9 protein-coding genes are annotated in these 12,645 nt (G+C 49.5%); 6 read left to right on the top strand and 3 right to left on the bottom strand.

Features of this window, described 5'->3' with window-relative positions:
- Positions 1-66: 66 nt before the first annotated feature.
- From ACQSGY_RS12870 to ACQSGY_RS12850, 5 genes are all read left to right on the top strand, one after another.
- Positions 67-528, top strand: a complete 462-nt coding sequence (locus ACQSGY_RS12870) for an SDR family NAD(P)-dependent oxidoreductase (RefSeq protein ID WP_427052225.1) — start codon at positions 67-69, stop codon at positions 526-528.
- Positions 529-684: 156 nt separating this feature from the next.
- A complete protein-coding gene (locus ACQSGY_RS12865) occupies positions 685-1,323 on the top strand; it encodes a ThuA domain-containing protein (protein ID WP_188594163.1) in 639 nt (212 codons plus the stop codon).
- A gap of 72 nt (positions 1,324-1,395) precedes the next feature.
- Positions 1,396-1,782, top strand: a complete 387-nt coding sequence (locus ACQSGY_RS12860; RefSeq protein WP_188594164.1) for a phasin family protein — start codon at positions 1,396-1,398, stop codon at positions 1,780-1,782.
- Positions 1,783-3,453, top strand: coding sequence for an ABC1 kinase family protein (locus ACQSGY_RS12855; protein ID WP_427052162.1), 1,671 nt, complete (start codon positions 1,783-1,785; stop codon positions 3,451-3,453).
- 1,085 nt (positions 3,454-4,538) lie between these two features.
- Entirely contained in the window at positions 4,539-6,002 is a 1,464-nt protein-coding gene (locus tag ACQSGY_RS12850) for a SulP family inorganic anion transporter (protein ID WP_427052161.1), read from the top strand.
- A gap of 855 nt (positions 6,003-6,857) precedes the next feature.
- On the opposite strand, the gene ACQSGY_RS12845 is transcribed toward ACQSGY_RS12850, so the two are convergent.
- Positions 6,858-7,244, bottom strand: coding sequence for a hypothetical protein (locus ACQSGY_RS12845; protein ID WP_145404493.1), 387 nt, complete (start codon positions 7,242-7,244; stop codon positions 6,858-6,860).
- Between the two features lie 989 nt (positions 7,245-8,233).
- On the opposite strand from ACQSGY_RS12845, the gene ACQSGY_RS12840 reads away from it, so the two are divergent.
- Positions 8,234-9,823, top strand: a complete 1,590-nt coding sequence (locus tag ACQSGY_RS12840) for a DEAD/DEAH box helicase (protein ID WP_427052160.1) — start codon at positions 8,234-8,236, stop codon at positions 9,821-9,823.
- 1,669 nt (positions 9,824-11,492) lie between these two features.
- Here ACQSGY_RS12840 and ACQSGY_RS12835 read toward each other — a convergent pair.
- Positions 11,493-12,425 carry a hypothetical protein gene (locus ACQSGY_RS12835; RefSeq protein WP_427052159.1) on the bottom strand — a complete coding sequence of 311 codons (933 nt, stop codon included), beginning with the start codon at positions 12,423-12,425 and terminating at the stop codon, positions 11,493-11,495.
- The gene (locus ACQSGY_RS12830; RefSeq protein ID WP_167433930.1) at positions 12,422-12,571 is read right to left on the bottom strand and encodes a hypothetical protein; all 150 of its coding nucleotides are present in this window, start codon (positions 12,569-12,571) and stop codon (positions 12,422-12,424) included. Before ACQSGY_RS12830 ends, ACQSGY_RS12835 begins: the two co-directional genes overlap by 4 nt.
- Positions 12,572-12,645 lie beyond the last annotated feature (74 nt).

The raw sequence follows: 12,645 nt of genomic DNA, 5'->3' as shown, positions 1-12,645 counted from the left end.
GGATTAGAGGTTTTTGGTTTAGCATGTGGAATGTGTTAGGGATGGAGTATCTGGTGAAGGAGGGACATTGTTCCTCACAGAAACGGTGAGCTGGATACCGGCCATCTGGATATGCTGATCCATAATGCGGCTATACTAGGAAGTATTACCGATCATATCCGCGGACCGCTTAACATAGCAGAGATGGCAGAGGTATTTAACGTCAATACCTTGGGTTCTTTGCGTGTCACACAAGCGATGCTGCCCCTCCTTCTTCAAGGCCAGACCAAGCTGATCGTCGATATTTCCTCCGAGGCAGGCAGTATTAAGCAGTGCAGCCGGGATGGCTGGTTTGCCTATTGCGTGTCGAAGGCGGCTTTGAATATGCAGGCACGTTTGATACACAATAGACTGAAGCAAGAGGGCGGACAAGTGATACTGGTGCATCCGGGCTGGGTACAGAGTTATATGAGGGGCAAACTGGATGCTTCCGCTGATCTGACACCTGGTGCGTCAGCACAGCATATTGCAGCACGGATCGACCCATGAACAATTCAAGGGAGAACAGCCCGCATATGTAGATTACAGAGGGGAAAGGCTGCCCTGGTAGTGGTTCTTCTACGTGTGCTTTACGGATAGATTACCGATGGTGCTGATGAAGAAGAGTTCAGACGAGCCGGGACGACATGAAAGGAGATGATGATGATGGATCATCGCAAAAAGGCATTATTAATAGGGGATTATACTCATCCAGACTGGCATCCGCTGCAAGGGGTAGATGCGGAGATCAGCCGGATTTTTCAGGATACAATTACAGTTCAGTGCAGTGAGAACCGCAACATGCTTCTGCTTGAAAATATTTCCGGGTTTGATGTGTGTATTTCATACATGGACGATTGGAGAGGGAAAGTCTCCCCTCAGCAGACAGCAGGGCTGTTATCCTATGTGAGCAACGGGGGCGGGCTGGTTATTTTACATAACGGAATTTCGCTCCAGAATCGTTATGAATTAAAGCAGATGATCGGTGCCAAGTTTCTGCATCATCCGCCTTACGCACCGCTGGAGTTTACGGTGACAGCGGAGAGTCATCCGGTCACGGAGGGCATATCCGATTTCACAATGGAAGAAGAGCCGTACGAGTTTGAATTTGGCTCCTTTGCCGAAACGAAAATTTTGCTGGAGTATCAGTCCAAAGAAGGTCCAAAGCCGGCAGCCTGGGCTCATAAATATGGGCTTGGTCGAATCGTATATTTAATGCCAGGACATTCTGTTCCATCCTTTTCTAATGAAATGTATCGTCGTTTGGTATTGCAGGCAGGCAAATGGGCAGCACGGTACGTGTAATCGCGGTCTCCTTTTTGCATGCAGGGGTTGAAAAGGTATAATATATAAACAACAAAGAGGAGGATGAATAAGATGAGCGATTTGTTCAAGAAGGCGTTCTCGTTAGGTCTTGGTCTTACCGTAGTCAGCAAGGAAAAAATCGAAAAAGCCGTGGATGATTTGGTTAAACGAGGAGAGCTTGCGCCTGGTGAATCCAAAGCCTTTATTGAACGGTTGATGGAGCGCGGAGATGAAGAACAGAGCCAGCTGAAACGTGTCATTCAGGAGCAGGTCAAACGTGTGCTTCAGGAAGCAGGCGTTGCATCGGAGAGTGACGTGACCAGTCTGGAGCAGCGCGTGGCTGTACTTGAGAAAAAGCTGGCTGAACTCGGTCACAGTCAGACCCCGCAGCTTCAAGGTAATGAAACCCCGGCTCCTTCCGAAGATTCACCTCCTCTCAAAGGGAACGAGATCGAATAGATGGCTGTGCGGATCAAACATGTCGGCAGATACCGGGAAATTGCCATGGCGCTGGTGCGTCATGGCTTCGGTTATATGGTCGAGGAGCTTGGATTATTCCAGCTGCTCGCACTGCCAAGACGATGGATGTCGCGTGAAGCGCAGCCGACCAAAACGCTGAGCGAGCGCATCAGGCTGGTGCTTCAGGAGCTGGGGCCAGCATTCGTCAAACTGGGGCAGCTTGCGAGTACAAGAGCAGATCTGCTGCCGGAGTCTGTTATTCATGAATTGGTAAAATTACAGGATCAGGTCCCGCCGTTCTCTTCAGAGACGGCACGGGGTATTTTGGAACAGGAATTGGATACATCGCTGGAGGAGATCTTTTCCCGGTTCGAGGATACCCCGGTGGCAGCGGCCAGCATCGGTCAGGTGCATCTGGGCAAGCTTCGAAGCGGTGAGGCTGTCGCGATCAAAATTCAACGCCCGGGTATATCGCGGATCGTGCAGCGTGATCTGGATATTTTACGTGAACTGACCGCGATGGCGGAGAAGCGCTGGGATTGGGTGAAGCAGTATCAGATTCCCCAGATGGTTGAAGAGTATGCCCAGGCACTGCTGGCAGAGCTGGATTACACAGTAGAAGGGCGTAACACGGAGAAGATCGCGCAGCAATATTTACAGGATAACAAGGTGAAAATTCCGGTCATTTACTGGGATCAGACGTCTTCTCGCGTAATGACCATGGAATACATTGAAGGCATCAAGCTGAATGATCGGGAGCAGTTGATCCAGCGAGGTCATGATCTGAACAACATTGCACAGCGGCTGGTTGATGCACTGCTGAATCAGATTTTTATGCATGGTTTCTTTCATGCCGACCCGCATCCAGGCAATCTGATGGTGCTCAAGGACGGAAGCCTGGCTTTTATTGACTTCGGCATGGTGGGCAGTCTGAGTGAAGAAATGAGACAACATCTTGCTTCGCTGATTATCGGGCTGATGCGCAAGGACACCGACAGCATGATCCGGGCAATTGAGAAGCTTGGCATGATGCCGGATGATATGGATATACGCGGATTGCATGGTGATTTGGACAAGCTGCGCTCCAAGTATTATGATATTTCTTTTTCCAAAATCAGTGTGGGCCAGGCATTGAATGACCTGTTCGGCGTTGCGCAGAAGCATCGCGTGGTCATGCCAGCCGACATTCTGCTGATGGGCAAATCCTTGCTGACCGTGGAAGGGGTTATTGAACATCTTGATCCTACCTTGAGTATCGTGGATATGGCGGAGCCGTTCGGGCGAAAGCTGTTGAAGGAACGTTTTAGCGCAGGACGCATCAAAAGTCGGTTGTTCCGCAGCGCGGCAGATATGGCGGAAAGTGTCATGGGACTGCCAGAGCAATTGCGCCAGCTTTCCTCCATTATTAGTAAAGGCAAGCTCAGGCTGGAGATCAGTGTACCCGAGCTGGAGTTGCTTATGCGCCGACTGGATCAGATCAGTAATCGTTTATCATTCAGCATCGTCCTGCTGGCATTCTGTATCATCATGGTTGGACTTATTATCGGTTCTTCAATCAGTCACCAGTCCACGATGCTGTGGGATATTCCGGTGATTGAGCTTGGTTTTCTCGTGGCGATCCTTATGGTGGCATTTCTGCTGTATTCGATATTTAAATCGGGCAGGTTCTAGCCGGGTGTAGTATGGTGGAGAGGTGTAAGAGCAAGGGGCGCACAGCGTGCAGCTCCCGGCACATGCTGCTCCCCGGCGTTATGTTCATGATAATGTGGTAAGCTACTGAGCTACTGTGGTCGCATGCATGGGACTGTGTTTTTACAGATCTTTGACAGAAGGCCAGATCGTTCATGTATACAGCAATAAGACACCGCAAGGACAATCTCTTGGAGAGGTTCCTTGCGTTTTTTTGTTTTTGGATGCTGTGGAGGCACCATTGACCTCATATAAACTCATAGGAATAAGACTAGTGATAGTATAGATATATATCGAAATAAAGAGATAATGCTCGCAACGTAGAGATAAGAGAAGATGAGGGGTTATTTTTGCAGATAAACGCATTCGTACATATGGACAGATATGACTATAATAATAGGTCAGTAGATGAACGGACCCGGTTTTTCTGAAAGAGGAAAACCACAGAACATCATTGGAGGAACAGGGGCAAACCAACATTCATTGACGGGATAGAAGTGAATCAACAGTCACTAAGGGGACAGGGACGAGCCAATATTCATTAAGGAATAAGGTCAAACCCATATTCAATGATGTTACAAGCAGGAGCGCAGCTGAACAGTTTAATGGAAGTGCAGTCAGTACAACCAGGAACGGCAATGGTATGGTGGCTTTTACCAAACGTTTGCGGAACGGAATGTAGAAGTGTGGACCATGCTGCATGTACAGAGCAATACCAAACATACAGAGCGATATCAAACGTAAACAATACCAACAGTTAGCTCGGTCGGCATAATGTATCATGGATAGGGAAGCTGGAGAGTTTAACGATTCCGGTTCTGTTTCCGTAGTGCTGTATAACCCTCTCTGGGTTAATAGGTATAGCTAAGCTTTATGGGGGCAGTCTGTGATAACTCAGGACAGTGTGCGTTGATTGCGCAGCTCGTCCTTAATTTTGTGCTGTTTATGCCAGTGGACGACCTGAGGTTCTGTCGTGTGATCGATCAGGTGTTTACGGCTTCTGTTATTCTTCAGCTGGATCGCTCGTGCAAATACGAGATATACATTAGGAGGCAAGGCAACAATATATGAATACGTTAAAACAACAGTGGTTTGGCAATATCCGCGGAGATGTGCTCGCAGGCATTACGGTAGCGCTGGCGCTTATTCCGGAAGCCATCGCTTTCTCGATCATTGCAGGAGTTGATCCCATGGTCGGGTTATATGCATCCATTACGATTGCCATCGTCATTTCCATTGCAGGCGGCAGACCGGGCATGATCTCGGCAGCTACAGGAGCAATGGCGGTACTAATGGTAGGGCTCGTCAAGGATTATGGCGTGGAGTATCTCTTCGCAGCGACGATTTTGACGGGTGTCATTCAGTTTATTTTAGGCATTTTTAAAGTAGGGAGATTCATCACGTTTGTGCCCCATTCGGTCTTGACCGGGTTTGTGAATGCCCTTGCGATTCTGATTTTTATGGCGCAGTTGACGCATTTTACAGGAGCAAACTGGATCATGTATGTGATGGTGGCGGGCACACTGGCGATTATCTATATTTTGCCACGCTTTTTCAAGGCCGTTCCGGCTCCGCTCATTGCGATTATTGTTATGACCATTATTACGGTTGTTTTTCATCTCGATGTGAAAACGGTAGGCCAGATGGGGAATCTGACAAGCACACTGCCGATGTTCCATCTGCCGAATATTGCGTGGACATGGGATACGCTGATGATTCTGCTGCCGTATTCGTTTACGATGGCGCTGGTCGGTTTGCTGGAGTCGCTGCTGACTGCAACCATTGTGGATGAGATGACGGAGACCAAGAGCAGCAAAAACCGTGAAGTACGCGGTCAAGGCATTGCAAATTTTGTGAACGGGCTGTTTGGCGGCATGGGCGGCTGTGCAATGATCGGTCAGTCGGTCATTAATGTGAAGTCAGGTGGACGCGGAAGATTGTCGACATTTACAGCTGGTGCGTTTTTGGCTATTTTGCTGTTACTGCTCAGCGGTGTGGTGAAGCAGGTGCCGATGGGAGCGCTCGTTGGGGTTATGTTTATGGTGTGTATTGGTACCTTCGACTGGAGCTCTGTTAAAAATATTGCCCGTGTGCCCCGTGCGGAAGCAATCGTCATGGTGGTAACTGTAGCGATCGTTGTCTACACCCATGATCTCTCCCTTGGGGTGCTGGTGGGTGTGGTGCTCAGCGTGCTTCATTTTGGCTGGAAGCAGACCAAAATTCGTGTACAGGCCGAGAAAGAACAGGGCCAAAAGGTATACCGTGTGCATGGACCTTTCTTCTTCGGTTCTTCGTCCCATTTTGTGGATGAATTTAACGCAGAGGCTGATCCGCAGGAAATCACGATCGATTTTGGCGGTTCACATATCTGGGATAACACGGCGGTTGTCGCGATAGGCAAAGTCAAATTCAAATACGCCAAGCTGGGCAAAACCGTACATCTACGCGGCTTGAACGAAGAAAGCTCTCGCCTGCTGGAGCGCAGCGGCTTCGCAGTTTCGGGAGCGGGTGTTGAAGGGCATGGTGCGTAAGCAATCTGTTGCAGGTTAGGTTGACTCAGCAGCAAAAATGGTACGTCGCAGCTACAGTTAGGTGATATGCTCAGGTCGGGAACAAACCAACAAGGTGGGCAAGGAAGCAAGCAGCGAATTGACCAAGTGAACAAGTGCCCGAGTAGGGGAGAAACTAACAATAGCAATAGCTTGGGTAGGGGAGTAACTAACAATAGCAGTAGCTCGAGTGTGGGAACAAAAGGGAAAATAATGCATTATATTCAAGTTCCTAAGTTTAGGGCAAACAAACAACTAACCGGGTATCAAAATCTAAGTATCCAAGTGTCCGGGTGATGAACACACGAAGAATAACACTAGACCAAGTAAGAAAGTAACAATGTGTCAAAGTAACCAAATGCCCAAATGTTCAAGTTTCGAGCAAACAACAATTAACCGAGTATTAAAGTCTAAGTATTAAAGTAACCAGGTGCCAGAGTGTCGGACACACGAACAATAACAATTCAGACGAGTAACAAATTAACAAATTAACAGAGGATCAGGTTTTGACAGGCACAAGATTGGTAGGTGTAACACGTCATATGGTGTTCTATCGGTTCCTTTTCCGGGTTTAGGCCCGGTAGGGGGCCGTTTTTTGTGAGCCACGAGCGCTAACGATCAGGAGAAGCCTTATTTGGGCGAATTCAAGCATGTTAATTTTCTAACGATTCACAGAGACGCTATTTAGCTCATTTTGCTGATATCGGGGGCTTTTTTTCATATTTTTAGCGAAATAAGACTTCTGGAAATCGTTAGATTGTGGATCATGCAAAAATGAGGCAAATAAGGTTTGTGGGGATCGTTAGAACTTACCTGCTGGTTCAATACTTCATTTAGCTACCCCTCCAGGTTCACAACTCCCGCCTTGATATTATAGATAACGTAAAAATGGTTCCATCTTTTCAGGGTCACAATCGTTTGCTGACCGTCTTTGGTGAAAAAATAACCGGAGCCCTCCTGCTGTTCATATGCCCAGCCCTCACGTGACATACGTGACTTCAATCGCTCTTGAGGGTCATTTTCATCTTTGGTCAGATAACGTTCCATCCCCTCCTTGGGATGTTCGATGCGGATCATGGAAGGGCCGCTGGTCTCCAAACGTATGATTTGCTTTACATTGCTGTAACCGACATTGTTCAGGATGGATAGTAAACTAAGAAAGATCATCAAGGCAATGCCGAGGAGTCCCCACATCAACCATCTTCGTAGACTGTTTTTGTGCATAACAATATTCCTCCTGTTCCATTCTATATCTAAAGGATTTTACACAGTTTACTTCAATGACTAGAATAACCTTTCAATCACGGTAATCACTGTTATCCCCGGATTTTTTCGATTTCCTATTCTGAAGGGGAGTCCGTAATAAAAGGCGTAGCTTATTTTTCCGATACATCTTTCTCTGCAGAGAGCTTTTAGCTCTACTTTTTCAGCTTTTTTCTCTCTCCGTTAACGTGTAAATAAAATGGTTCAGCTTATAGCCATAACGGTGACTTGCACTGAGAAAACTGGCTTTAGGGGCGTATGCTGGCTGACCTTACATTAAAATCAACGCAATTTTACCGGGTTAAGTTACCTCCGGAGAACAAAATAAATGCTAAAATAATCCGTTTTCCGGACAACTGTATGACCAGCATCTCAAGCTGCTGCTAGGCAGCAAGAACCTTTATAGGGGGCAGTCAGCGAAATGCATCGGCCTGCGAAGATAATCTTTTTTTATACTGCAATCCCATGCTTTTCACTTCTGGTGACCAACTCTCTATCCATCTAACGGTTTGTTTCCGTTGCTGCCCATGGTACGAGTTGATTACATCTGACGGATTGAACTTTATTGTAAAAATGGCCGGAGCAGGTAAGCTCTTTTGCTACAAGTTGGTGCGGTAGCTCAGTTTCGCTTTTGTTTTGATGGATGAACGTGTAAACTACAGGGTATGGAGAAGAAGAGCAACGGTGGATTGCTTTTTAAAAATTCATTTCATAAGCAGCGTTGAATTCAGGAAAACTAGTTTGAACGTGGGTATACCTTCCGAAACAGATATAGATGTGACTAGCGTTACATTACCCGGCGTAAGCAATAAGTGCATGCTCGTATTCGGAAATTAGCCGCGGAAATAGACAATTCAAGTCAATACGGGATGCCTTGCGCATCATGTCTCAGGTCACTGGGTTTTTCTATGAAATGAACTTATCTAAATGAACATACAGAGGTGTAACGATTGACAAACTTTGAACAATTAGGCATTCGCCCGGAATGGTGCGAGGTATTAAGGCATCAGGGCATTGCCGTGCCGACTCCGGTACAGGAACGCTCCATTCCGGTACTGCTGGGTGGACGTGATATTATTGCCGAGGCACAGACGGGCACGGGCAAAACGCTCGCCTTTTTGCTGCCGATCATTCAGAAAATTAACGTATCCGACCGCTCCCCGCAGGCGCTGATCATTGCTCCAACGCGTGAGCTGGCGCTGCAGATTACGGAAGAAGCGAAGAAGCTGACAGCGAACGATGACAAGATTCATGTGCTTGCCGTATATGGTGGACAAGATGTGGAGAAGCAGCTGCGCAAGCTGAATAACGGAACTCAGATCGTTGTAGGAACACCGGGCCGTCTGCTGGATCATCTGCGCCGCGGTACGCTGAAGCTGGATAATGTGAGAAAACTGGTGCTGGATGAAGCGGATCAGATGCTGCACATGGGCTTCCTGGACGATGTGGAGACGATTCTTCGTGAACTGCCGCATAAACGTCAGACGATGCTGTTCTCGGCAACGATGCCGAAGGGCATTCGTGTGCTGGCGAAAAACTATATGAAGGACCCGGAGGACGTGAAAGTTTCCTCCAAGTCAGTGATCCCGATCCATCAGATTCGCCAGCAGGTGCTGGAATGCACGGATCGTGGCAAGTTTGCTGCGCTTTGCGGCATGATTGATACGTATCGTCCGTATTTGGCGATTATTTTCTGCCGGACGAAGCGTCGGGCATCGAAGCTGAACGAGGATTTGCGTGAAGCAGGCTATGACAGTGATGAGCTTCATGGTGACTTGTCGCAGGCGAAGCGTGAAAATGTCATGAAGAAGTTTCGTGATGCGAAGCTGCAGGTGCTTGTCGCTACAGATGTTGCGGCACGTGGACTGGACGTGGAAGGAATTACTCACGTATTCAATTATGACATCCCTCATGATGCGGAAAGTTATATCCACCGGATCGGCCGTACGGGACGTGCGGGCGGTACAGGTCTTGCGGTGACATTTGCCACCCAGCATGACAGACCGGAGCTTGCCCGCATTGAGGAAGGCACGAATCAGAAGCTGAACCGTATCCAGTGGACAAGTGAAGGTCCAGTGGCTTCTACGGGAGCCGCACGCCGCTCCATTCATAGCGAAGGCGATGAGGAGCGTGGCAGCCGCTCTGCCGGGACAGGCAGTGCCCGTCGCGGCTCTGGCCGGAACGACCGCAGAGACGGTGGTCGCAGCGGCCGGGGTTCTCGCGGCGGAGCAGGCGGCCGAAGCGGTGGGCGCAGTGGCGGCCGTAGCGGCGAAGAGCGCAGCGCGGGCCGCGGTTCGGCGCGCAGCAGCGACAGCAGTCGCGGCGGCGCAAGCCAGGGCCGCAGTGGCAGCAGCCGCGGCACGGGCCAAGGTGGCCGCGGTGGTGCAAGCCGCGGCGAAGAGCGCAGCAGCAGCGGCTGGGCTGGCCGCAGCGCCGACAAGCGCACCGCTGGGCGCGGCGGCGCTGGCACTGGCCGCCCGGACTCCGCGGGACGCGGTCCGGGCAGGGGCGACCGCCGCGATTCTCGTCGCGGGCGGTAACTTCTTGGGCGCAAGCGGCAGCAGCCGCACATTGCGCCAGCAAGCTTAGCCATGCCACCGCATTAGCGGGTGCAGCATGGCACATACCGAGAGTGTTCGTGTACAAAATGTACCGAACGCTCGGACCAGGGGTCGCGACGGAGCCACGTCGCGGCCCTTTTTTTACAAACACACATGCATTTATTTACACAGGTAAATATTGCTCCAGCTCACAACCCTTGCATCTGACCAAGCCGTGACCGCCATACCCTCATCGTATTTTATATCGGTAATCACTGAGCTTTGATCCGTTTTACATCTTCCCGTAACAACTCATAATCCCTCCACAATTACCTTGGTATCTCGCAGCTTCGTTCACATTACTCCTCCCCCAACGACCTCCACCGTGCCGAGCGATTCAGAGCGCTCCTCCACCCAACGTCATCCCAAGCCGAGCAAATTTAGTGCACTCCTCATCAAATGAACTTTCGAGCGCTAACGATCCCCAGAAGTCTTATTTAGGCATTTTTTGGGGGGAGGAAGTTTTAACGATTCGTAGGAACGCTATTTGGCGAATATCGGGCAGAAGGAGGGCGAAATGAGGTCATTTTGGAGAAATAAGGTTACTGAGAATCGTTAGAATTTTCAGGAGGCCGATTTGGCGCAAATAAGGTGTTCTCGAATCGTTAGCGTCCGCAGAGAAACTAAATCCCTTGCGTTCCTCCCCCAACACCCTTCATCAAGCCGGGCAATTTAGTATGCGCCTCATCCAAACGAACTTTGGAGCGCTAACGATCCCCAGAAGTCTTATTTAGGCATTTTTGGGGGATGGGGAGTTTTAACGATTCGTAGGAGCGCTATTTGGCGAATATCGGGCGAAAGAAAAGAAAAATGAGGTCATATTGGATAAATAAGGTTACTGAGAATCGTTACAATTTTCAGGAGGCAGATTTGGCGCAAATAAGGTGTTCTCGAATCGTTAGCGTCCGAAAGAGAAACTAAATCCGAGCGCTCCTCCCCAACGGCCTTCACCGAACCTGGCAATTCAGAGCCCCCTCCCCCAACTCATCACCAAGCCGAGCGATAGTGTACCGCTCCCCTCAACATTCTCCCCAAGCCTAGCAATTCAGTGTACCCCTTCCCTCAACGTCAACTCCAAGCCAAGCAATTCCTGTGCCCCTCCCTTAACGTCTTTCCCAAGCCGAACATTTCAGTACTCTCCTCCCCCAAGGTTTTCCCCAAGCCAGGCAATTCAGTGCACTCCTCCCCCCAACATCATCCCCAACTGAGCAATCCTGTGCGTTCCACCATCCAGCGGCTTTCTCGTGCTTCGCAATCCCCAGGCACTCCATCATCTACGTACCTCGCAAGTTCCGCTTTTTCCGCATCCCCGTATCTGTTTAATCATTACTGATTACAACGATCATGCGGCAATCGGCCCTTTTTCACTAAATAGCTCATTCTCAGGTCTAGGTAACAAAACACCTCATCCTAGACCTAAGGACGGGGTGTTTTCTGCTTGGAACTTATATGATTAAGGATGGAACAATCGCAAGGATGCAGGGATACGGAGTGATAGGCTCGTCTATATATAGGGAGTAACTTTGCATTATTTCACTTGTTTGACATGATACGCTTCCGTTTACATTCGTAGTGTTCTGCCATTTTGCCAGCCTTGGCTGATTGCTCATCAAATCTGAACATCGGCATACGAATCCCGGTACTTCTCGTTATACACTCGGCCCACGGACTCGGCGAGACCTCCGCGTGCTTTGGATGGATAACGCTCGATGGTGTGATAGAGCCGCATAAAACGGTCTTTCGGCATAAAGCGAGCGTAACGGGTAATCAGGCTGGGAAACAGTTCTATATATTTGCTTTTGCGTACGGCAGCTGCGGCGACGGCGGTCAGAATCTGGATACCGTTATGCAGCTGTAAAATGTGAACCTCATACGTCGCGATATAACGAATCGCGTCTTCACGAACCAGCTCCGGCTTCAGCTTTGCAACTTCGCCGATATATTCGGCAAGCAGCCGCTCGAAGTTTTGGAGCAGAAGTGGCCGGAGCTGCAGATCCATGTCGCTGCGCAGGACAAACGATTGCAGCAGCGCCACCTGCTGCAGCCGAATCCGGTCATTGTTGACCAGCGAGCCGATCTCGCGCAGCATCTCGTAGGCGAGGACCTCGTCCTCTTTGCGGGCTTCGGCAACCAAAGCCCAGTTGCGGTTGATGCCCTGCCGCACGCCTTCTTCGTTCAGCTGCAGCATACGTTTCATCTGACGCAGCTTTTCAATCGGGAAGGCACGCTGCTGCAAGAAGATCAGGCCGCCGAGTAGCAGCAAAGTCACTGTAGCAGCAATCATGGACTGGTCCAGCGTCTCACCGAAATAAACGGCAGCTGCGCCGATGAGCATAACCAGCAAAACATCACGCACCATGCGGCGTTTTACCCGGGAACCTGCTTTCTCTTGTATGGTAACAAGTGTTTTGCGCCCGCAGGAGGTGCAGTGATCTTCCCAGAGGCAAGTATACTGCCCGCAGCGCTTGCATACGTGCAACTTTTCGAAGGCATATGTCGTTCGGTTAAATGGCCGGATAGAAACTACTTTTTTCGTGCTCATGCTCCATCACGCCCGCCATTCAGAATGTTGTATAGGGTGCGGTCCGTATCTTCACGGGAAACCGGCTTCCGGCGATGCAGCTGGAATGTGATCATTTTGATAACGACAAAAAGAAACAATATGGCGAGGCATACGTATGTAACCATAATCCGTCCCTTTCCAAGGCTTGAGAAACCAAGCGCTGTTATATTGCAGTTTGGTGGCAATAACTATATCATAT

The organism is Paenibacillus sp. TC-CSREp1, assembly GCF_050171015.1.
GTDB lineage: Bacteria > Bacillota > Bacilli > Paenibacillales > Paenibacillaceae > Paenibacillus > Paenibacillus silvae.
This window is presented reverse-complemented; position numbering and strand designations above follow the sequence as displayed.

Excerpts from the sequence above, each read along its gene's own strand:
- ACQSGY_RS12845 (WP_145404493.1), bottom strand. The coding sequence starts at position 7,244 with ATGCACAAAAACAGTCTACGAAGATGGTTGATGTGGGGACTCCTCGGC.
- ACQSGY_RS12830 (WP_167433930.1), bottom strand. The coding sequence starts at position 12,571 with ATGGTTACATACGTATGCCTCGCCATATTGTTTCTTTTTGTCGTTATC.
- ACQSGY_RS12860 (WP_188594164.1), top strand. The coding sequence starts at position 1,396 with ATGAGCGATTTGTTCAAGAAGGCGTTCTCGTTAGGTCTTGGTCTTACC.
- ACQSGY_RS12835 (WP_427052159.1), bottom strand. The coding sequence starts at position 12,425 with ATGAGCACGAAAAAAGTAGTTTCTATCCGGCCATTTAACCGAACGACA.
- ACQSGY_RS12865 (WP_188594163.1), top strand. The coding sequence starts at position 685 with ATGGATCATCGCAAAAAGGCATTATTAATAGGGGATTATACTCATCCA.
- ACQSGY_RS12855 (WP_427052162.1), top strand. The coding sequence starts at position 1,783 with ATGGCTGTGCGGATCAAACATGTCGGCAGATACCGGGAAATTGCCATG.
- ACQSGY_RS12850 (WP_427052161.1), top strand. The coding sequence starts at position 4,539 with ATGAATACGTTAAAACAACAGTGGTTTGGCAATATCCGCGGAGATGTG.